The 20,809-nt window shown below is 48.9% G+C and carries 31 protein-coding genes; 19 read left to right on the top strand and 12 right to left on the bottom strand.

What is annotated here, in order from left to right:
• The first annotated feature begins 4 nt into the window (after positions 1-4).
• The 4 genes from KNP98_RS12670 (at position 5) to KNP98_RS12685 (ending at position 2,419) form a co-directional block, all read left to right on the top strand.
• Positions 5-316: a DoxX family protein gene (locus KNP98_RS12670; protein ID WP_088837087.1), complete on the top strand. Its 312-nt coding sequence runs from the start codon at positions 5-7 to the stop codon at positions 314-316.
• Between the two features lie 68 nt (positions 317-384).
• Positions 385-609 carry a hypothetical protein gene (locus tag KNP98_RS12675; RefSeq protein WP_214811622.1) on the top strand — a complete coding sequence of 75 codons (225 nt, stop codon included), beginning with the start codon at positions 385-387 and terminating at the stop codon, positions 607-609.
• A 107-nt stretch (positions 610-716) separates the two neighbouring features.
• Positions 717-1,895, top strand: coding sequence for a hypothetical protein (locus KNP98_RS12680; RefSeq protein ID WP_214811625.1), 1,179 nt, complete (start codon positions 717-719; stop codon positions 1,893-1,895).
• 20 nt (positions 1,896-1,915) lie between these two features.
• Positions 1,916-2,419: a DUF1572 family protein gene (locus KNP98_RS12685; protein ID WP_214808198.1), complete on the top strand. Its 504-nt coding sequence runs from the start codon at positions 1,916-1,918 to the stop codon at positions 2,417-2,419.
• A 43-nt stretch (positions 2,420-2,462) separates the two neighbouring features.
• On the opposite strand, the gene KNP98_RS12690 is transcribed toward KNP98_RS12685, so the two are convergent.
• Complete coding sequence (locus KNP98_RS12690; RefSeq protein ID WP_214811627.1) at positions 2,463-3,077, bottom strand: hypothetical protein; 615 nt, start codon at positions 3,075-3,077, stop codon at positions 2,463-2,465.
• Positions 3,078-3,170: 93 nt separating this feature from the next.
• On the opposite strand from KNP98_RS12690, the gene KNP98_RS12695 reads away from it, so the two are divergent.
• A complete protein-coding gene (locus KNP98_RS12695) occupies positions 3,171-4,493 on the top strand; it encodes a right-handed parallel beta-helix repeat-containing protein (protein WP_214811630.1) in 1,323 nt (440 codons plus the stop codon).
• A 75-nt stretch (positions 4,494-4,568) separates the two neighbouring features.
• Positions 4,569-4,988, top strand: a complete 420-nt coding sequence (locus KNP98_RS12700) for an SRPBCC domain-containing protein (protein ID WP_214811632.1) — start codon at positions 4,569-4,571, stop codon at positions 4,986-4,988.
• A 60-nt stretch (positions 4,989-5,048) separates the two neighbouring features.
• Here KNP98_RS12700 and KNP98_RS16275 read toward each other — a convergent pair whose 3' ends face one another.
• Entirely contained in the window at positions 5,049-5,261 is a 213-nt protein-coding gene (locus KNP98_RS16275) for a DUF1272 domain-containing protein (protein WP_353048414.1), read from the bottom strand.
• A gap of 96 nt (positions 5,262-5,357) precedes the next feature.
• Here KNP98_RS16275 and KNP98_RS12710 point away from each other — a divergent pair, with 96 nt between their 5' ends.
• From KNP98_RS12710 to KNP98_RS12720, 3 genes are all read left to right on the top strand, one after another.
• Positions 5,358-5,801, top strand: a complete 444-nt coding sequence (locus tag KNP98_RS12710; protein ID WP_214766041.1) for an Lrp/AsnC family transcriptional regulator — start codon at positions 5,358-5,360, stop codon at positions 5,799-5,801.
• 115 nt (positions 5,802-5,916) lie between these two features.
• Entirely contained in the window at positions 5,917-6,438 is a 522-nt protein-coding gene (locus KNP98_RS12715) for a GNAT family N-acetyltransferase (protein WP_251132164.1), read from the top strand.
• Between the two features lie 151 nt (positions 6,439-6,589).
• On the top strand, positions 6,590-7,294 hold the full coding sequence (locus tag KNP98_RS12720) for an alpha/beta hydrolase (protein ID WP_214811634.1): 705 nt from the start codon (positions 6,590-6,592) through the stop codon (positions 7,292-7,294).
• Between the two features lie 120 nt (positions 7,295-7,414).
• Here the strand turns inward: KNP98_RS12720 and KNP98_RS12725 are convergent, their stop codons facing one another.
• From KNP98_RS12725 to KNP98_RS12740, 4 genes are all read right to left on the bottom strand, one after another.
• A complete protein-coding gene (locus KNP98_RS12725) occupies positions 7,415-7,762 on the bottom strand; it encodes a DUF2200 domain-containing protein (RefSeq protein WP_214811636.1) in 348 nt (115 codons plus the stop codon).
• A 50-nt stretch (positions 7,763-7,812) separates the two neighbouring features.
• Entirely contained in the window at positions 7,813-8,340 is a 528-nt protein-coding gene (locus tag KNP98_RS12730; RefSeq protein WP_214766046.1) for a P-loop NTPase family protein, read from the bottom strand.
• Positions 8,341-8,411: 71 nt separating this feature from the next.
• Complete coding sequence (locus KNP98_RS12735) at positions 8,412-8,810, bottom strand: VOC family protein (RefSeq protein ID WP_214766048.1); 399 nt, start codon at positions 8,808-8,810, stop codon at positions 8,412-8,414.
• A gap of 139 nt (positions 8,811-8,949) precedes the next feature.
• Positions 8,950-9,489 (bottom strand): hypothetical protein, encoded by a 540-nt coding sequence (locus KNP98_RS12740; protein ID WP_214811638.1) that lies wholly within the window; start codon positions 9,487-9,489, stop codon positions 8,950-8,952.
• A gap of 601 nt (positions 9,490-10,090) precedes the next feature.
• On the opposite strand from KNP98_RS12740, the gene KNP98_RS12745 reads away from it, so the two are divergent.
• The 7 genes from KNP98_RS12745 to KNP98_RS12770 all read left to right on the top strand — a co-directional run bounded on the left by KNP98_RS12745 (position 10,091) and on the right by KNP98_RS12770 (position 13,515).
• Positions 10,091-10,279, top strand: a complete 189-nt coding sequence (locus tag KNP98_RS12745) for a PspC domain-containing protein (protein ID WP_088837104.1) — start codon at positions 10,091-10,093, stop codon at positions 10,277-10,279.
• Between the two features lie 32 nt (positions 10,280-10,311).
• Positions 10,312-10,506, top strand: coding sequence for a hypothetical protein (locus tag KNP98_RS12750; protein ID WP_214811640.1), 195 nt, complete (start codon positions 10,312-10,314; stop codon positions 10,504-10,506).
• Positions 10,507-10,531: 25 nt separating this feature from the next.
• Positions 10,532-11,347, top strand: a complete 816-nt coding sequence (locus tag KNP98_RS12755; RefSeq protein ID WP_214811643.1) for an MBL fold metallo-hydrolase — start codon at positions 10,532-10,534, stop codon at positions 11,345-11,347.
• The gene (locus KNP98_RS16085) at positions 11,340-11,495 is read left to right on the top strand and encodes a hypothetical protein (protein WP_251135181.1); all 156 of its coding nucleotides are present in this window, start codon (positions 11,340-11,342) and stop codon (positions 11,493-11,495) included. The genes KNP98_RS12755 and KNP98_RS16085 overlap by 8 nt, the downstream gene beginning before the upstream one ends.
• A gap of 72 nt (positions 11,496-11,567) precedes the next feature.
• Complete coding sequence (locus KNP98_RS16090) at positions 11,568-11,834, top strand: VOC family protein (RefSeq protein ID WP_251135182.1); 267 nt, start codon at positions 11,568-11,570, stop codon at positions 11,832-11,834.
• Complete coding sequence (locus KNP98_RS12765) at positions 11,812-12,456, top strand: HAD family hydrolase (protein ID WP_214811645.1); 645 nt, start codon at positions 11,812-11,814, stop codon at positions 12,454-12,456. The genes KNP98_RS16090 and KNP98_RS12765 overlap by 23 nt, the downstream gene beginning before the upstream one ends.
• Positions 12,457-12,576: 120 nt before the next feature.
• Positions 12,577-13,515 (top strand): DMT family transporter, encoded by a 939-nt coding sequence (locus tag KNP98_RS12770; RefSeq protein ID WP_214811647.1) that lies wholly within the window; start codon positions 12,577-12,579, stop codon positions 13,513-13,515.
• Between the two features lie 127 nt (positions 13,516-13,642).
• Here the strand turns inward: KNP98_RS12770 and KNP98_RS12775 are convergent, their stop codons facing one another.
• From KNP98_RS12775 to KNP98_RS12800, 6 genes are all read right to left on the bottom strand, one after another.
• A complete protein-coding gene (locus KNP98_RS12775) occupies positions 13,643-14,470 on the bottom strand; it encodes an ABC transporter permease subunit (protein ID WP_214811649.1) in 828 nt (275 codons plus the stop codon).
• On the bottom strand, positions 14,467-15,357 hold the full coding sequence (ccmA, locus tag KNP98_RS12780; RefSeq protein WP_214811651.1) for a heme ABC exporter ATP-binding protein CcmA: 891 nt from the start codon (positions 15,355-15,357) through the stop codon (positions 14,467-14,469). The genes KNP98_RS12775 and ccmA overlap by 4 nt, the downstream gene beginning before the upstream one ends.
• 281 nt (positions 15,358-15,638) lie before the next feature.
• Entirely contained in the window at positions 15,639-16,856 is a 1,218-nt protein-coding gene (locus KNP98_RS12785; RefSeq protein ID WP_214811653.1) for an MFS transporter, read from the bottom strand.
• A gap of 17 nt (positions 16,857-16,873) precedes the next feature.
• Positions 16,874-17,464: an ArsR/SmtB family transcription factor gene (locus tag KNP98_RS12790; RefSeq protein WP_214811655.1), complete on the bottom strand. Its 591-nt coding sequence runs from the start codon at positions 17,462-17,464 to the stop codon at positions 16,874-16,876.
• Between the two features lie 151 nt (positions 17,465-17,615).
• Entirely contained in the window at positions 17,616-18,026 is a 411-nt protein-coding gene (locus KNP98_RS12795; RefSeq protein ID WP_214811658.1) for a nucleoside 2-deoxyribosyltransferase, read from the bottom strand.
• Positions 18,027-18,071: 45 nt separating this feature from the next.
• Complete coding sequence (locus tag KNP98_RS12800; protein ID WP_214811661.1) at positions 18,072-19,070, bottom strand: NADP-dependent oxidoreductase; 999 nt, start codon at positions 19,068-19,070, stop codon at positions 18,072-18,074.
• Between the two features lie 120 nt (positions 19,071-19,190).
• Here KNP98_RS12800 and KNP98_RS12805 point away from each other — a divergent pair, with 120 nt between their 5' ends.
• From KNP98_RS12805 to KNP98_RS12815, 3 genes are read left to right on the top strand one after another with little or no spacing between them, the layout of a single operon-like run.
• Positions 19,191-19,409, top strand: coding sequence for a hypothetical protein (locus KNP98_RS12805; RefSeq protein WP_251132440.1), 219 nt, complete (start codon positions 19,191-19,193; stop codon positions 19,407-19,409).
• A 12-nt stretch (positions 19,410-19,421) separates the two neighbouring features.
• Positions 19,422-20,222, top strand: coding sequence for a phosphotransferase enzyme family protein (locus KNP98_RS12810; RefSeq protein ID WP_214804590.1), 801 nt, complete (start codon positions 19,422-19,424; stop codon positions 20,220-20,222).
• A gap of 18 nt (positions 20,223-20,240) precedes the next feature.
• The gene (locus tag KNP98_RS12815; protein WP_214811664.1) at positions 20,241-20,804 is read left to right on the top strand and encodes a nucleotidyltransferase family protein; all 564 of its coding nucleotides are present in this window, start codon (positions 20,241-20,243) and stop codon (positions 20,802-20,804) included.
• Positions 20,805-20,809 lie beyond the last annotated feature (5 nt).

The following is a 20,809-nucleotide window of genomic DNA, read 5'->3' on the forward strand; positions in this document are numbered from 1 at the left end:
AAAAATGAAGTGGAGTGTACGAATTATTCAAGGGGTGTTAGTAGTTGGCTTTTTATTATTTGGATTTATGAAACTGAGTGCAGATCCGACAATGGTCGACTCGTTTGAAAACGTGTACGGCTATGGAACAGGGTTCATGTATTTTGTTGGAACAATTGAAGTGGTAGCAGCCATCGGCTTATTGATTGGTTACTGGAAAAAGAAACTTATTCCAGTCTTCAGCGGGCTACTTGTACTCGTCTTGGCAGCATTTGTATTCGTCGGTCAAAAGAAAGTCAATAACGGAGCGAATCAATCGGCTGAACAAATTTCATAAAGTATAGGAGAGTGACACGGCTAGCACCGTGCACTCTCTATTTGTTTAGTGAGAAATAACAAGAAACTATGTTGACGTTCAATAACGTCAACAGTGTGTTTCGCGGGATGCAACAGGTGTTTCCGCCTGGTCATGTCGAGAATGCGGAAGAGATCGCGCATGCTGTCCTGTTCCTCGCGACGGATGAAGCGAGCCATATCTCAAGGCGTCTGTCTTCCGGTCGACAGTGGGGTCACGGCAAGATAACTGAGGATACATCAAGGCACTGTCCATCCGGCAGTGTCTTTTCTTAATGAAATATTTGGTCAATAAGTAACAGAGGATGTGATCAAAAGAATTTTTTTACAAAAAAAGCGTTACAATGGAAGGGGAAAATGACAAACGAAATGAGTGGATAATTTTGCTGCAATCATGGAAAAAACGATTGATTTACGGAACGGCTGGACTAGCAGCAGCTGGATGTGCGAGTGCATTCTATATCGGCGCGCATCCCGAAGAACCAAAAGCCAGTTCTTACCCGATCATATCAAAAGATGTCACGACGATGACGTTTAAGCCGAACGACGGTCAGGTTATCCTGCTGTATGGAAGCGATATTAACCGTTCTAAAGAAACACAGGATGATCCGCAAGAGCCGGCACTGATGACGACATTATCAAAAACGGGAACAGCATTAAAGACGGAGGCGATTGCTGATCCGGATTTGTATCGGATGGCATTTTCACAAAAAGGAACGGACCCGCGGCATATTTATATCCATCACCCGGACGGTATCGAAGCGGACCACTTTTTTACGTATGACTTAAAACGAGGGACGTTCAAGAAACACGAGGTGCCGAATACATCGATCACATCCATTGCCCATTACGGGAAAGATGCCTGGGTCACATCAAACGCTGCAAAGCTGTCGGAAAACATTCAATTGATCAACGTCCGGACGGACAAACGGTATCCGATTGAAGACCGGCTGATGCCGGTCGTTGATTCACCAATCCTTGAACTCGATCAGACGATTGCTTACGCCAACAACGGTACCGAAGATGATCAAGAAGGGGCGGCCGGAATGGTCCTGCTCGACCAGACGACCGGAAAATCACGCGTCATTCGAAAAGATGTCGCACCGTATGCCTATACGGCATTGTACGGCGCGAAAGACACCGCGTATTTTGCAACGACCGACGGCGTGATGATTAAGCTGAAGACGGACGGAACGACGCAGCAAAAGTCATTTTCAGTTTTAGACGGTGCTAGTTACTCGTCGATGGAACCGATGCGGATGATTAACAAACAGACCGGTTATCAAATCATCAACACCGGTAAAAACGATACCGATCAACGGCTCGTTAAGTGGACGTTCGGACAAGCGTTCCGGGTTGAACCGATTCGACCGGATTTTTGGCAGGAGGGTAACTATTACCGTTACCTGTACCGGAATCCGTATAAGAAGACGTCATATTTCACGGAAAGTAAAACGTCACTCTCCGTAAAAGGACGATTGATCGTCACGGATGACCAGTTAAAAACGTTACGGACGATACCGATTGATGGAGAAAAAGGTGTGGACTTTGTGATTGATTAACAGCAGAAGGAGTGAGGGAAATGGCTTTTGAAGAGGTGTATTTGACGGCAATTCAAGCACGCTTCCGCGCGGTCCGGGAACCGGCAGAGCAGGCACTCGGTTGGCTGAACGAGGAACAGTTTCATCAGACACTGGCACCGGATACGAACAGCGTCGCCCTGTTGATTCAGCATATGACGAACAATATGACGTCACGCTGGACCGATTTTTTGACGACGGACGGCGAAAAGCCGGACCGCGACCGGGACGCTGAGTTCATCGACCAGGGACATGACAAAGCGACGTTACTGAAACTGTGGGATGACGGCTGGCGGCTTGTCGAAGCGACGCTCGCGTCCCTGACACCGGACGATTTGGAACGGACCGTTTTGATTCGCGAGGAACCGCATCTTGTCGTTGACGCAATCGAACGGCAACTCGCGCATTATGCCTATCACACCGGACAGCTGATTTTTTTAATGAAGATCCTGCTCGGACCGGACTTCAAGCCGTTGACGATTCCCTTACCGCATCAACGGAAGTGAATACAACAGACCTGCCTCTTTGACTTAAGGGGCAGGTCTGTTTTCATAATGTATCGTCACTCGAACTGCCGACAGGAGTTGTCGATAAAGAAATCGTAAAAGCGCGCTCGCCTTTTTTGAGTTGGATATCTTCAGGAGAATGGATGGCGTCGATTGAGTCTGTTCCCATCGACTCCTGAACGGTTGATTTCTCAAACATCAACACCTCGTATTCAGATGGGCGAAATGACGTATCACGAAACTCGACGCCACTCATCATGACTTTCTTTAAATCATCTGACTCCTCGGATTTTTCCTGCATGAGACCATCTAAGTCAAACATGTATGAACGGTAGCCTTTTGTCGTATCGAACACTTGCCCGAGTGTCAGTTTTTCCCCATCATAGTGACCGGGTTTGATGGTTTCGGTAAACCAATTTTTTTGTTCGCCGGATGCAAAATACTCAATTCCGGTCAGGTAAAGGAGGTTGTCGGTTTTCCCAGTCATGATATAAACAGCCTCATTTTTATCCGAATCTGATGGAGTTTTAGTCGTATCGAGTGTGAGTGTCAACGGCAAATCCATCGGTTTGACGACTTTTTTCGGAACGTTCTCTTCCGAACTGCAACCGGCAAGTAAAAGTGCCGATAATGAACAGACGAGCATTTGTTTCAACATCCACTTCACGTCCTTCGTATGTAAATAAAGTAAGTATAAAAGGATTGGATGTTATTTACAATCAGAAAAGTGTTCACGGAAAGGGGGGGTTACGTGAAAAAACGATTTATTCTTTTCCTGTCGCTCGGACTGTTCGGTTGTTTAGCGACATGGAACCAGGAACAGGCAGAGGCGACCGCTTCCAAAAAAGTCATGTATGTCGCGCCAGCCGGCAAAGATACGAATTCCGGTTCGTTGAAACGACCGCTCAAAACACTGAAACGGGCGAGTCAGCTTGCGAAAGCCGGGACGACGGTCTATCTGCGTCAAGGAACATACACGGAAGCGTTGACAGTCCGGTACAGCGGAACGAAACAGGCACCGGTCGTCTTCCGGAATTACCAAACGGAAAAAGTCGTCTTAAGTGGGAAGGCGTTGAAGAAACAGGACGGGGAGACGACGCTCATCCGAATCGAAAACCGGCAGTACGTGACGATTCAAGGACTGGTTGTCGCAGACATCAAGACGACACGAAACGATGAGACACCGATTGGGATATGTATCACCGGGACAGGACGGAACATTCAACTGATCGATAATCAGGTCCGCCGCATCCAAACGAATGCGAAAGACGGCAATGCCCATGGAATCGCGATTTACGGAACGGGTCGCTTGAAGCAAATCACCGTACGCGGGAATCGTGTCGAAGACAACCGGCTCGGGGCGAGCGAAGCACTTGTCTTAAACGGCAACATCGACGGGTTTTCCGTCACGGACAACATCGTCCGTCGTAACGATAATATCGGCATCGACTTGATCGGCTATGAGGGAGTCGCGACGAACAACTCGGAGGATTATGTCCGTAATGGAGTCATCTCCGGGAATCACGTCTCCGACAGTTCGAGTTACGGCAATCCGGTCTACGGCAAGGACTACAATGCGGCGGGGATTTACGTCGACGGCGGGAAACAGCTGACAATCGAACACAATACCGTCGAGCGAAATGATATCGGGATTGAAGTAACAAGTGAACATGCGAAGAAGTATGCAGAAGACATTACGGTCCGCGGCAATCTCGTCCAACAAAACCGGTTTACCGGCATTTCGATCGGCGGATACGATAAAAAGCGCGGTGGCACGAAACGGGTTCGGATTACGGACAATCAGGTCACTGATAATGACACGAAAGGGCTGGAAGGCGGTCAGCTGCTCGTCCAACATGATGTCCGCGATAATCGGATTGACCATAATGCATTTACGACAGGGCGGGATAACCTGTTTGTCGCGAACTTCTTCAAAACGAGTTCCGGCAATCAGTTTGACCACAATACTTATCAATTAAAAAAAGGAACAGCGAAACGGTGGATTTGGTTGGATCACGAGTACCGGACACAGGCATCATTTGAGCGGGCAGTTAAAGGAGGACTTAATAAGTGAAGCGAGCAGGGATTGTGCAGCACATGGAGAAATAGAATGGGGTAAGCGAACGAATTTGGAAAAGGAGCGATCGATATGAGTCAGGTGCAAGTGTTACAAATCGAGACCGTCATCCGACGACCCGTCGCCGAAGTCTGGACGTACTGGACGGAACCGGAGCACATCAAGGCATGGAATGCGGCATCGGACGATTGGCATACGACGGAAGCGACGAATGATGTCCAGGCAGGCGGTCATTTTTCCAGTCACATGGCAGCAAAAGACGGCAGTATGGGGTTTGATTTTTCCGGTGTTTATGACGATGTCGTCGTGAACGAAAAATTAGCCTATACACTGGACGACGGTCGCCACGTGACGGTCTTGTTCGAAGCAAATGGGGACGAAACGAACGTCGTCGAAACATTTGAAGCGGAGTCGGAGAATCCGCCCGAGATGCAACAAGCGGGCTGGCAGGCGATCCTTGACCGCTTCAAAGAATATGTGGAACAACAGTGAAGCAGACAAAAAAGCCCGTTCCTAAGCAGGAGGGCTTTTTCTTTAGAGAAAAAATCGATTTTACTGCCTTACTTGAACCAATGTTTCCCCGCAATTTTGACAAATGGAATCGAGTGTCTTCGTACAATCTGCGCAATATGTACAGTTGTGCGAACAATGATACGTTTCCTGACCTTCTTCAAATGTCTCCGCACAGCGGGTGCAATTTGTCGCCTGCATGTCGTTCACCTCACGTCTCGTTTGATCTGTCTTAATTGTACGAAAGAAGGGCATGACCGGACAGATGGTTTTCCTCGTTTTTCAGTAGCTTCGCCTAAGAATCAATGGTAATTTAAAGATATGTCTTCATAATATTAGGAGGTTAAAAAATTGGACGAAATTGATTACGCCATTATCCGGGCGTTGCAGGCGGACGGACGGATGTCCTGGACGGAACTCGGCAAAACGGTGGGCCTTTCAACCCCCGCCGTCAACGAACGGGTCAAGAAGTTGGAAGATCGGGGAGTGATTGAAGGATACCGCGCCGTCATCAATCCCGTCGCGATCGAAAAAACGATCATGGCGATTTTGATGTTCGAGCAGACACGCTGTGCGGCGTTCATCACGTTTTGTAAAGACCATCCGGATGTCGTCGAGTGCCACCGGCTCGCCGGGACGTTTAATTTCATGGTCAAACTGTACACGCCGACGGTCGAGACACTCGAAGCGTTCATCGATGCCTCGATGGAATACGGAAAACCGTCGACCTGGATCCGTTTGTCGTCGCCGGTTGCGTTTAAGGCGTTTACGGTCGGGGATGGAGTGTTGTTATGAAACGGGTTTCTGACCAGATTCTGCGAATGAGCGTCATTAGATGATAATAGATATTTATTTTTTATTATGAAGTGGAATTTAAGTACTCCAATTTTAAAAAGGACTGAGAGAATTCATGATGGCGCTGGACGGTAATGTACATATTCGAATGATGACCACAAACGATTTTTATTTAATGGTTAAATGGTTAAATAATCAGAAGGTATTAGAATTCTATGAAGAACCACCTTCAAGTTTAGAGCGGGTGATCAACAAATATGGTCCTAGAATTAAAGGGGAACACTATGTCACGCCTTGTATTGTAGAGTACAAAAATCAACCAATCGGTTATATGCAGTACTACAAGATTCAGGAAACTGATTTGAAAAAATATGAACTTCCAAACAATCAAGATATTTATGGGATAGATCAATTTATTGGAGAACCGCAATTATGGGGAAGAGGAATAGGTTCGATAATGATTCGAAAGATGGTGGATTATCTTTTGGATGACAAAGATGCTGCAATGATAGTATTGGATGTTAAAAAAACGAATAAACGAGCAATTTCAAGTTATGAAAAGTGTGGTTTCAAACAAATGAAAGAGTTAAATAATGACTCGATTTTAATGGGATGCATTAAAGAAACATGCGAATGAACTTTTTGCAGATGGCTTGAGATTGTTTATATTCCTTGTTCTATTCACCTATCTCACTATTTCTGTATCACAATAAATCTGGTTTACGAGACTAGATATTTAAAACCGATAATTCCATTTAACAGATTTAAATGGGAAAGGGGACAGACCGATGGACACAGTAAATGATTCCGTTCTGTCGATCCGGACATATCCGGCCGAACATCAAAAACACCGTAAAACGATCTGTCTGTACCACGGGTGGGGATCCAGTGTTAGCAAATATGATGAATTTGCGCGGATGCTTTCCGGTAAAGGATTTACCGTCATTGTGCCGGAGCTGATTCTGCATGACAGCCGCAATGCGCTAAGTGCGTATTTTGATCAAGGCATCGTCGAACAGCACTTTTGGGAAGTGGTGTTTCAAAGCATTGAAGAATCGAGCACGCTCGCAAAACAGCTGAACGTTCCAAGAGGGGACATCATCTGGCTCGGCGTCTCGATGGGAGGATTCATCGCGAGCGGTGCAGCGGCTAAACAACAGGGAAGCGCAGGATTGATTAACATCAACGGGTCTGGTTCCTTCCTCTTTTCGGAACAGCTTTTACGAAGCCGTGACAAAAGAACGACGTTGTCGACTTCAGAAGAACAACGCCTGAGAAAGTATGATCCCTTGTCGCAAGAGCAGGTGACGCCGACATTATTGTTACATGGAGAGGACGATGAGGTCATTCCGATTGCGACACAACAGCATTTTGTGCAACAAACTGTCTCAACTACAAATGATTTGACGTTCCTCAAATATCCATTCATCAACCATACTATCTCAGATGACATGATTGCAGACGTTTTAAACTGGTTGGATGAGCATTTTTAACAGTTCAGAAAAACCGGACTCCTCTTTAGGGGCCCGGTTTTTCTTTAGAAGCGGTTGGTTATAAGGGATGTTGCACCGAAGATGGAAGCGAGAGTCGCCAACATGAGGCATTCCCCACGGTCACCGTAAAATCTTTTCGAGCGCTTTTCCTTTTGCCAGTTCGTCAATCAGTTTGTCGAGATAGCGGATCTCGCGCATTAAGTCGTCCTCCACGTCCTCGACCCGGACGCCGCAGACGACACCTTTGATGAGTGATCGCCGTTCCTGCATGTCTGGTGCTTCCGCAAAAAAGGTTTCGAAGGTCGTCGCATCTTGCGATAGTTGCGCGAGCTGTTGTTCCGAGTGCCCGGTCAACCAACGGATGATGGTATCGACTTCCTGTTTCGTCCGACCTTTCCGTTCCGCTTTTTTCACGTAAAGCGGATAGACGCTTGAGAACGCTGTCGTGTACAGCCGGTGTTGCCCCATTTTTCTCACTCCTTATGATTCGTATATTTTACATCAAAAAAAGCGCGGCACTACGTTGTCGGACACAGTTCGTGATACAGCTCTTTGATTTGTTGATACATCTGGTCCGTCGATTGTGCGGCATCGATCCGGATGACAGGTGACCTTGAAAGGATCATCTGGAGCTGATGTTCTGCCAATGTCCCAATCTTGGCAGGGTCCGTCTCCGTCAAATACGTCCTGCACCAATCGAGGAAATCGTTTGACCCTGAAAAATCGGGATAGCGTGCCTGTTCCCGTTTGATTAACCGATTCATCCGTGTTTCTTCGTCCAACGTTAAAAACACAAGCAACTCGCGGTCCGGGAAGCCGTATGGATTCCATGAAAAGATGGAACCAGAAACAATGTACTGCTGATGGCGTTCGATGTCCTGCGTATATAAGGTATACCGTTCGTCGACCGACCGTTTTTTGGTGAACGTTTGATCTGTCCATAAGTAGCGATCGCTATCAATCCAAGGTATCCCTTCTTGTTGCCCGATCCACTCGCCGAGCATGCTTTTGCCGGTGCCGGATCCACCGATGATTTGAATGCGCATGTTAGAAATCCTCCAAAAAAATATAAATCTTGTTTTAAATTAAAACAGAGAGGCTGTCAATGATTGAGCGGTCAGGAAATGACAAATGTATCCCGCAGTTCGACAATCGTCCCTTCTGGTGCTTTTAATTTACTGAGGTACCCGTCGACGACGAAGTAGATGTTTCCGCCGTTTTTCGGCAGGAAGGTGACCCCGCGTTGTTCGAGCCGTGCGACTTCCGCCGCTAAATCGTCGACGTATAAAGCAAAATGAACGGGACCGGACGTATGTTTCGTATAAGGCATCAAGGTCTCGTCAACTTTGTTCGTCTGGAGTTCGATATAAAAGTCGCCGAGCTTGAGCCAACTGTTAAACGCACGGGTGTGAAAGTCCGGGGATTCCTGGACGAGTTCGAACCCGAGAGCTTCATAAAAGGATTTAGAGGCCGCGTAATCAGCCGTTTGGATACAGAGGTGATGGATTTGTTTCAACGTAAGGACATCCTTTCGAAAACGGACCGCAACCGGCGCTCCGTTGTTTAGTCTATATGTCAGTTTAGCATAGTTTAAACCGTTTCAATGCAGACGAAAAACTCCACCCGTTCAAGAAAAGAACAAGGTGGAGTAGCGATTACGGCGTGACGTCGATGACATGAAACGTAACATCCTGACCGTTCGAAACGGAATAGGCAATCGTCCCGTTGACGTAAATCGGTTTAGACGTCGTGTCTTCCATTTCGGTCAACGGGGCGACGGTTCCGCGCGTTAAGTCGGCATAAAGGAGCTGCGACGTGTTTTCACGGAAGATTACCCGATCGCGGGACAAGAAACGAAACGCATCGACGGTCGAATGCCGATCGGATAATTCATAAGTGAAGTCGGGTTGTTTTGAATCAAGCGGTAAAAAAGCAGCGTGTCCTTCTTCACCGGTTGCGACGTAATCGGCACCGTACTCGAAATCAATCAACCCATCAATCGGTCGTTGGAACCTGCCGTCATCACTCGCAAGGCGCGAGGTTTTAGTCCCGTCCTTAAACGTGCGGGTATGAATCAAGCGTCCGGCGTCGCCCGACCGGAAATCAAACGGTAAGATGCCGTCCTGTTTTCTTTTGGTTAGGTCGTACTGTTCGTGGACGATGATTGTATCGGCGGCTACATCAAAGGACTTCATCAGCGTTGTCGTCTTCTTCGCGGTCGCGTCATGGATCAGCCAGGAGAGGCGAGTTGATGAAGCGTCAAGCACCGGGATGGAGGCGTCGAAGCGGCTGATCCCTCGGTCAAGCAGATCCTGTTTTCCGTTTTTAAGATTGAAGCTATGAATCGTTCAGGCAATCCCGTCTTCTGCCGGCGCTGACGCGACCCAGAACAGGTAATGGGACACACCGGTCAATGAGCCAATCGTCTGATCGACCGTCTGGATGACTTCGTTCGTGTTCGACCCCGGGGTATAGCGGTAGATCGTACTGCTGACCTTGTTTTCGTTCGTCTGGATGAAGTGCGTGTAGTAGATCTCGTGTTCATACAGATACTCCGGGGCAACCTGGACCGTCTGCCCGACAAGAAAAGGCGACAGGTTGTATGAATGCTTCGTACCGACCGAGACCAGTGTCTCCTTTTTTTAGTAGAGTGAAAATTGTCAATCAGATGAAAAACGATACCAAAACGTGTAGACTGGTGAAGTACCTAATTATTGTAACAGATGGTCGGGTTATCCATTTTTTCTGGAGGTTCAGGTAAATCGAATATTTACATTCAGCAAGGAGTGCATCGAAATGGCAAGAACATTACGGAAATCAGCGACGGACAAATCAATCCAGGGTGTCTGCGGCGGACTCGCGGAACAGCTTGGCTTGTCGTCATTCGCCGTCCGCTTGATATTTATCTTTATTCCACTGCCCGTCAACGTCATCATCTACATGATTCTTGCGAATGCGATGGCGAGTCCACCACGGACGTTATGACACGAGTTTTAACTAAAAGGGAGGCAACCAAGATGAACAAACAGAACCGCGCGTCATCCTTAGCAGCGCGACTGATCGCGATCACAATCGGCGCCTTGATTGGAGTAACAATCATGTACAGCATGCAAGGAGAGTTCGACTGGAGTGTTTTTCTCGGCTTCGTCGGCGGAGCACTCCTGTTAGGGGGCATCAGTGCCGTAGTGGCCCGTAAGAAGCGGCACGCGTAACTGGTTAAAATAAGGGGGAAAAGAAATGAGTTATTGGATTTGTACGACCTGCGGGGTGCAGACGGATGAGGAGGCGGTTCAACCAACGACCTGCCGGATTTGCAGTGATGAACGGCAATACGTCAATCCGGACGGACAATCGTGGACGACGCGTGAGGCGATGGTCGCGTCCAAGAACTACCGGACGACGGTAACACCGGAGCAACCGGGTCTGATGAGCCTCGTGACATCACCACAATTCGGAATCGGGCAAACGGCGTATCTGGTCACCGGGTCAAAACGGCTGTTGTGGGACTGCATTACTTATCTCGATCAGACCGTGATCGATGAAATCAACCAACAGGGGGGACTCGACGCAATCGCCTTATCGCATCCGCACTACTATGCGACACAAGTCGACTGGGCAGAAGCGTTTGATGTTCCGATTTATATCCACCAGGCGGACGAACAGTGGGTGACGCGACCGAGCGACCGGATTATTTTCTGGTCCGGCGACCGGCTGGAACTGGCAGATGACCTCGTCCTGCACCGGATCGGTGGACATTTTGACGGAGCGACGGTCCTTGAGTGGACGCAGGGAGACGCGGGACGGGGTGTCCTGTTGACGGGCGATATCGTCCGTGTCGTCGCCGACCGGGCATGGGTCAGCTTCATGTACAGTTACCCGAACCTGATTCCGCTGCCGGCAACGACGGTAGCGCAGATGGCAAGACAACTTAGCCCGCTTTCGTTCAACCAGTTGTATGATGCCTTTCACCGCATCGTCGAGACCGACGCGGCAGGTGCGGTCGCGCGGTCGGCCGCGCGCTACATCGACGCGTTAGGCGGCACGGATGATTAACGGCCTGTACGAAGCCCATCTCCCGGTCCGGAATTTAAAACAATCGATTGCCTTTTACGAAGGGCTCGGGCTGACGCTCGATCATATCGTCGACGACCGGTTGGCGTTCCTCTGGATTGTCAAAGAAGAAAGTTGGCTTGGCCTCTAGGTCGCGGATCAAGTCGAACTCGACTACCACCCGTCCATCCGGCATATCGCCTTTCATGTCGAACTGGAGGCATTGACGGATGCCGTCGATTGGCTGACGGCGCGCGGTTACACGCCACGAAAAGCGTTCGGGTTCGAACCGACGGAACCATTCGTCATGGCACTGGCGCACCACGCGCACGCGAAGATTCATTTCAATGATCCGGACGGGAACAGCCTCGAGTTCATCTGCCCGGTCGACAATCCGCACCGGATCACGGGTACGATGTACTGGAGCGACTGGTTATATATGAACGCTCAAGCAGAGGAGGAGACCGATGAAACAAGCAATCATCTTTGATATGGACGGAACGTTATTTCAGACGCACCGGATTTTAGGACCGGCTTTAGACGTGGCGTTCACCCGGTTACGGCAAGCAGGGAAATGGCATGACGCAACACCGCTTGATACATACGAAGCGATCATGGGTGTCCCGTTACCGCAAGTCTGGGCGACGCTCTTGCCGAACCATCCGGAGGCGGACCGAAAGCTGATGGACGACTGGTTTCAACAGGCCTTGATCGAGAGGATTCAAGCAGGGCAAGGCGCCTTGTATCCGAAAGCGGTGACGGTATTGCAAACACTCCGCGTGGCCGGACACGACCTGTATGTCGCGAGTAACGGACTTTCGGCATATTTAGCGGCGATCGTCGAGCAGTTTGCGTTAGACCGTTACCTGACCGGCGTTTATAGTATCGAAGACGTCGATTCGCTCAACAAATCCGAACTCGTCCGGATGATTCGGACGAAACACGGATTACAGTCGGGTGTCGTCGTCGGCGACCGACAGTCGGACTTTACGGCAGCGAAAGAAAACGGCTGGCCGGCGATCGGCTGCCGGTTCGATTTTGCACAGGAAGCGGAGCTCGCGACGGCCGAGTATATCGTCGATGACCTGATGGCGATCACGCAGCTCGTTTAAGGAACAGAGAGGTGCCTCTCATCATGAGTTCGTTTGAACATATAGGCAGAGGAATCGCCTTTTCGCAAACAGTTGCCGTATGATGAGACGGAATCTGTTTGTAGTTAGAGGAGGCACGTCATGTTAGCAATTATCATTGGTTTAGCGATCGGCATCATCGTTCCGGTGCAGACGAGCGTCAACACGCGGCTGCGTGGAATTGTCGGATCACCGTTTACGGCATCCTTCATCTCGTTTAGTATCGGGACGGTCTTTTTAGTCCTCTTGACCCTGATCGTCGAAGGGGACTTCACATTGAACGAAGCCCTCTGGACGACGGAACCCCGCTGGATTTGGTTCGGTGGTGTTCTCGGGGTCATCTTCTTGACGGGAAACATCTTACTCTTTCCAAAACTGGGCGGGGTCCAGACGGTCATCATGCCCATCTTCGGACAAGTCATCATGGGGCTGTTGATTGACCATTTCGGATGGTTTGATTCAGCGGTCAACCGGTTGTCGCCGACCCGGTTAATCGGGGCCGTGCTCGTCCTGCTTGGTGTCGTCGGTACGGTCGCCTTAGGGGATTGGCTGGCGAAACGCCGGCAACGCGGACAACAGGAAACGAAGAACCTTGCGGAAGTCAACCTGACCGGTTGGCGTTTACTCGGCATCGTAACGGGGATGATGAGTGCGATGCAAGCGGCGATTAACGGGCATCTCGGAAGTGTCCTCGATTCGGCGATTAAAGGGGCATTGATTTCCTTCGTCATCGGGACGCTGACGTTACTGCTCGTGTTGTTGCTCGTGCGACCGAAGCTCCAAGTGGACCGGACGGCGCCAAAACCGTGGTGGATGTTCATCGGCGGTCTGATTGGTGCGACGTTCATTGCCGGGAATGCGTTCATCGTCCCGCTCGTCGGCACCGGCGTCGCCATCATCATCGTGACGATCGGTCTGTTGACGGGGAGTCTCTTGATTGACCGGTTCGGTTGGTTCGGGGCAGCCCGGACGCCGGTTACCGGCGTTCAAATTCTCAGCTTGCTCGTGATGATCGGCGGAATTGTCCTGATCCGGCTATAAAGTAAACGCCTTTCGAGATTCTTTTGAATCCCGAAAGGCGTTTTTTGTTACTTCCTTACACAGACACCTGCATTAAAACCGTGACGCAAAACTTCAACAAGACCGATTTTTTCATAAGTTACCCGATTCATGACATTTGGGAATTAAACAGCTGGTCGCGTGTCCCGAAGCGCAACGCGAGTTTTAACAGGAAAATGTTTAGAATCAGTAAACCGATCGATAACAGAATCAGGAACAGCGTATCGATAAAGAATAATCCGCTGATTTGACCGATGATTAATCCGATGAACGGTAAGATGATGATACCGCTCAAGTTTTGTGCTTCCTGGTACGTACTGACCCGTGTCGAGATCAATAAATTAATTAACGCCGTCGTCAATAAAAGAATCGGTAACAGCAGAAAGAGTAACACCCACCACTGGGTCGAGGGAAAGCTGACTGAAAAGCCGTTGACGGAAATCAAAGTGTTGATGACGAGCAGATTTATCAAAAAGCAGACGGCGGAAATCAGGTAGGATGAGGCAATCGAGATCAGCAGCTTGCCGTAAAACAAATCACGGATGGTGATTGGCGAAAACAGTAGGCTTTCTAATGTATGCTGTTCCTTTTCACTGACGAAACTATTGGCAGCGATGACGGAACATGTAATGACCGGAACTAACAAAAATAACGTCACGAGCGGATAGTTTAGGAACAAATAAAGCAATTGTTCATTAAACGTCAGTGTCAGGACATCCGGACTGGCCGTAGTCGCCAAAAAACGATTCAGTAAATCAAGCACTTCCGGATCGGTTAACGTGGACGGATCAAGCTCGATGATGAACCAGGCGAACCCGATTGGAAGGACGAGCCCCATCAAGACCGGGATGATAATCAACGTAAACAGCAAGATCTTTTTTCGGAAGAGTTGGATGCTGTCTTTTTTAATCACGGCAAGCACGAGTGGTAAATTCATTTCGTTTCACCCCTTAACTTAAAATAGACGCCTTCTAAATCACGGTCGATTATTTGACACTCATACACCGCGTAGCCCTGATCAATGATTTGTTTCAAAAAAGGACTGATGCACGTTTCGTCTTTAAACGATACTTCAATCACGTCAGAAGCAACAGGTGCAACAGCTGTTTCGAACATCGTGTGGACGGAACCTGGTGGAAGGTTTGTCCGGATTCTGACGCGAATCGCAGTTTGGTGACGCTTCAGTAAGTCCGCGAGTGTCCCTTGATCGATGAAGCGGCCTTGTTCGATGAAGATGTAGGCGTCACAGACACTCTCCAATTGGTAGAGGAGGTGCGACGTGATGATGACGGTCGTTCCCTTCGTTTGATTCACGGACCGAATCATATCCAGGACCTGGCGAATGCCGTCGGGGTCCAGTCCATTCGTCGGTTCATCCAAAAATAAAATTTCCGGGTCATGCAGCATTGCTTTAGCGAGCGCGAGTCGCTTTTTCATACCGGTACTAAACGTATGAACATAGGCATCGCGGACATGGGTCAAATCAAACTGGTTCAACAGTTCAAGCAGATGATTTTTATTTCTGACATCGTATAAAGACGCGTAAAAAGTTAAATTTTCAAGCGCCGTCATGTCAGGGTACAATCCCGCACTTTCGGTGACGATGCCAGCTTTCGTACGAAGGGCTTCAATCGGCTGATCATCATAACGGACCGTGCCATGCGTCGGGGAGATCACACCGTTCATGATTCGAATCAGTGTTGTTTTCCCGGCACCGTTCGGACCGATCAAGCCGACTACTTTTCCCCGCGGAATCGTAAGCGACATGTCTGATAAGACAAGCCGATCACCAAACGTTTTCGAAATGTTTTGTAATGTTAGCATCTGTTGTATCCTCTCATGTTCTGAATTACTAAAATGTATGGGCATTGCCGAATGAATTATTGTCCTATGTTTCTATTTCTAATTTTATCCAATTCAAGCGGTTTTTCCAACTGAAATCATTAATTCGTACATATAGTTCAATATGTAGCCAAAGTCATATTGAGTGATAAAAGCATCTGTCCTTATTTAGAAGATGCCAAAAAAAGATGCGTCATCTAAACGTATTAAAGCGTATTCCGTCTCGACAAAACGGCATCTGTACGTAAAATCTTTAAGCTTCATCAATCTTTTTTCATTGAACGGATGAAGAAAAAACAGGAAGTGGTCACGATCATGATGCCGCAATACAAGAGAATCCATGTGATGGTGAAATGGAAATAGAGCGAAAGTGAGATTAACGCATACGACAGCGGGACTAAGCCGTTCGACGCCGCATTCACTAAACTCATGACACGTCCCATCATCGGCTGTTGGCTCGTCGCTTGAATGGTCGTCAAGAGTAAGACGTTGATGACAGCGGACAGTAACCCCATTGTAAGCAACAGGACGACACCTTGAAAGACCGTTGAGATTTGACCCAGTGCGGCTAACCCGATGCCTAATCCGCCAATCAGTAGAAGCAGTAAGCGGATCGACTGACTTTTGATATTGCGTAGTCCTATCAAGGCAGCACCGAGCAACATGCCGATTTGATACGCTCCTTGCAGATAACTTAAATCGAGGGCTTGCCCGTGCAGCACACCATCGACTAATAACGGGATTCCCATTAAGAGTGGACCGAAAAAGAAAAAGTTGATGATGATTAAGATGAACAGGATCTTTCGTAAATAAGGTTCAGAAAAAACATAACGGATGCCTTCGATAAGTTCAGCTGTTGCAGACGTTGAACGTCGGTGTTCAACACGGCGTTCGCTAATGAATAAGGAACAAAGGAACGTCACAGACAAAAAACAGCCGACGACAACAAATAAAAGAGTGAACGAGTAGGTCGTTAAAAGAATCCCGCCGAGAAGCGGTCCGGAAAATAAGGCGAGTTGGTTCGACGTTTGGACAACGGCATTTGCCCGTGTGAAGTCTTCGGATGACAGGAGTAACGGAAGGAGTGAGGAGCTGGCGGGTGAAAAAAACGCATCGATGCAGCCGAATAGAAATGCGAACAGTGACAACTGAATGATTCCTAAGGCATCATTTTGATAGACAAACAAAAGGGCGATGACGAAACCTAACCGGAATAGACTGGAAAAGCGCATGATCATCGCCTTTTTGAAGCGGTCAGCGATCACTCCGCCGATCAACATGAGAAAAATTCGCGGAAGAAGCGTCAACATCAGGACGATACCGAGGTAAGCCTCCTGCTGCAGCACCCGTAAGATATACCATTGTTCAGCAAAGAGGTAAGTCGATAGTGCAAGAAAAGAACATGTACTCGCTAGCCAAAGACTAAGAAAGGAGCGGTTTCGAAAAAAGGCATGATTTTCATTCACCGTGCGTTCATACATTAGCGTTTCTCCTTCCGTTATTTTTCCTCGAATAATGCCTCATCGATTTCAAACCCGGTCGCCATGATATAAAAAAGTTTTTTGTCGTCTTCCGTCACGCATTGATCTTCTAACTCAGCCAGGAGATGCCGGTATTTTTTTGTGAATTCTAAAAATTGTTGTGGTGTCGTCGCGATTTCTTTTTGGACGGACAAACTGGTCCACGCTTCGACATCGGAAGAACGTGGTTGAAAGGAGTCGTCCGGCGCAGTCAGGACACGTGTTTTCGCGCGGTCGAGGACTTCAAGGTAAGAATGGCGAGTCGCTTGTTGTGTCTCAACTAAATTAAGCAAATGATCAGCTGGGATAAAACCGCGTGCGACGGATTGATAATACTTTAAGACGTTTCCACCCTGAATCTCTTCTTTCACTAACGTTATCAGCTGGTACTTTTCGAGTTCACGTAAGTGGTACAGGATTTTTGCCCGGGAGACATCCAGTTTTTGAGCTAATTGGTGACCCGTATGCGGTTGTTCAATCAAGTGCATCAACATCTTTGTCCGCATCGGGTCACTGATGACCTTCAACTGTTCATAGTGTTCTAAAATCAAAATCGACTTTTGCATCATTTCCAACACCTCTCATCATTAAATAAACCGGTTAATAAAAGTTAACTGTTAAACAAATCATAGCGGAAGGAGCGAAAAATAGCTAGTGTAATTTACAAAAAAATCCAGATGCAGTAGTTGACGATAAAAAAAGATTGCGGAGGAGGACCCTCTACAATCCACGAATAGACATCCGCTGGTGATGCTGCACAATCAATTCGGTCAATTCATCAAGCGTCCCACTGCAGGGGATGATTTCCGGCAAATGATAGAACGTACTCGTCGTCTCGAACCGGTCATGTGTCTGATCAACACAATGGAGAAAAATCGGCTTGTCTTGTCCTAGGGCGATTCCGAGTTCGATATGGCTTCCTTTACCTGCCGGCAGCAAAATGATGACGCAGTCCGAGAGCGTGATGGCCTGCTTTTCAGCATGACCAATCGTTTGCAGTGCCGCTTTACTCGTTGCCCGTTCGTTTTGGGTCCAATCATACGTCAGCGAAAATCCGCGATCAATCAGTTTATCCCGTAATATCCGGACGTTCGTGATATTTGCAAAGCTTGAACCGATATAAAACTGCATCCGTCTGCTCCTTTCAGCATGGGTTGTCAAAAAAATTTAATTCGCTTACTTCACCTTCAAGATGACTTTCCCTTTCGCATGACCGGATTCCGAATAGGCGAGTGCCTCCTGTGCCGCTTCAAACGGATAGACGCGATCGATGACCGGTTTGATTTGCCCCGTCTCAATCCATTCCGTGATGTGCTGCAGTTGTCGTCCGCTCGGTTTCATGAACAAAAACGTGTATGTGACGCGGTATTTCCGCTCGAGAAAGGCCTCGCGGACCGTCAAGAGACGAAATAACATCGTTTTTAAAAATCCGGAACCGTACGCTTTACCGAACCGACCATTCGGCAATCCGGAAATCGAGACGATTTGTCCACCGGGCCGGACGATTTTAAAGGCCCGTCTGAGCGTCTCGTCGCCAATCGTATCGTAGACACCGTCATAATCATGTAAGACCTCGTCGAACGCGACGGTCCGGTAATCGATGATTTCGTCGGCACCGAGTGCTTTGACAAGGTCATGGCCGGCAGGACTGGCGGTCGTCGCGACATACAGTCCCATCGCCTTCGCCAGTTGGATGGCGAACGTCCCGACACCCCCGGCACCGGCCTGGATCAAGATTTTTTGACCCGGTGTCGCTTGTAAGACGTCGTGGAGTGCCTGATAGGACGTCAAACCGACGAGCGGGATCGACGCCGCCTCTTCGAACGATAACGCCTCCGGTTTTCGTGCGAGTAGGTCTTCATGAATCGCGATGAATTCCGCGAATGTCCCGATCCGCTGTTTTTCGGCGCGTCCGTAAACGGCGTCGCCGACTTGAAACTGTGTTACCGCGGAACCGACCCTCGTGACGATGCCGGCAAAATCGTTGCCGAGAATCAACGGGAACTGGTAGGGAATCAACAGCTTGACCTTGCCGTCCCGAATCTTAAAGTCAACCGGATTGATGCTCGCGGCATGAATTTCGACTAAGACATCATGTGCGGAGACAACGGGAAGGGGCTGTTCCGTTAGTTCGAGTGGTACGTTTCCATATTTTTCAATCGTCATTGCTTTCACCGAGCATCCACCCTCTCTGACAACTCTTTTTAACCAGTGTATCACGCCTTCCGATAATGCTATACTGAAATTGGATAGGGAAAATATGGGATTAATCAGTCGTGAAAGGTGGGGGACGTGTTGAAGAAATGGGGAGCACGGTTATTACGGGAATGGATTCGCATACCCCGCTGGATGAAACGTGCCGTTCCTTTAGTAATCACGCTCGTGCTCGTCTGGCAGCTTGTCAGGACGATGCTTGATTTTGAGATAGGAGCGGTTACGTTCAGTGATGTCATCATGTGTTTGATTGGTGCAGGTATCATCGTCTTCTTACCCAAGTTTGATTCGAAACGATAGGGAGGTTACATCTTGTCAAAGAAAAGCGAACAGGAACAACCGTTAACAGGGGGAAACGTTTCTGCCGTCAGTCGCGCAGGCGACACGGTCCGGCGGGAACAAAAGCCGGACAGTCCGCGGATTCACCGGCTGCTCGTGCACCTCGAGAAAAAAGAGTATCCAGCAAGTCCACGGTTTCTCGGAATCGATCCGCAAAACCGGGAAATCCTGTCGTATCTTGACGGGGAGGCGGGAAACTATCCCCTCAAGGCCTACATGTGGTCGGAGGCCGTGTTAGAAGAGACGGCCCGGTTACTCCGTCAGTTTCATGATGCCACGGCAGACTTCGAAGTACCCGCGTCATGGGAGCCGCTCGACAATACGCCGCTGCCGTATGCAGTCATCTGTCACAATGATTTTGCCGTCTACAATGTCATTTTTAAGGACGAAAAACCGATCGGCGTCATCGACTTTGATTTAGCGGCACCCGGACCACGGATTTGGGACATCGCCTACACGTTGTATACGTTCGTCCCGCTCAGCCGCCATCATCACGATGAACACGGGCGACAAGTCGACTATGACCCCGTTACGGGACCGGACCGGATCAAACGCCGCATCGACATCTTTTTAGCGGCTTACGGGATGCCGGAATTAAAAACGCAATTGTTTGATACGTTACTGCTGCGGATTGAAGCCCTCCTGTTGACGATTCATCGTAAAGCAGCCGACGGGGAGGAGGCGTTTCAGCGGATGATTGAGGAGGGGCATGCGACGCATTATGAGCAAGAACTTGCCTTTATCAAGCAGCATGGCGTGACGTGGTTCGATTAAAAAGGAGCGATGGTGCAAATGAAGACGGAAACAGATATCGTCCAGATGTTTGAACGGGACCGGGAGACAAGAATACTTCTTGAGGCGGTCGCGACACTCGACTTACCGGACTGGTGGATTTGTGCCGGGTATGTCCGGGCGAAAATTTGGGATGTTTTAGAGCAAAAGGAAGCGACAGCGGTGGCGGACATCGACGTCATCTATTTTGACGCATCCGACACGACGGAAGCGACTGACCAAATGCTGGAAGCCCGACTGAACGAACAGTTGCCGGACTACCCCTGGTCCGTCAAAAATCAGGCACGGATGCATACCAAAAATGACTTACCGCCATACCGGTCGTCCCGCGACGCGATGGCACAGTTTCCGGAGACGGTGACGGCGATCGGTCTGACGCTACAAGCGGACCAGCTCGATTTTTTCACGGCCTACGGTGTTGGTGATTTGTTGCAGCAACGGCTGCAGCCGACGCCGCTGTTCCAGGCGACGGCACGGCAAGTGATTTACCGGCAACGGCTGACGGAAAAACAGTGGGGAAAGAACTGGCCGGGTGTCCATGAAGCGGAGAATGAAGCAACTTGAGTGAA

This window comes from Exiguobacterium sp. s127, assembly GCF_018618695.1.
GTDB classification, from domain to species: Bacteria; Bacillota; Bacilli; order Exiguobacteriales; family Exiguobacteriaceae; genus Exiguobacterium_A; species Exiguobacterium_A oxidotolerans.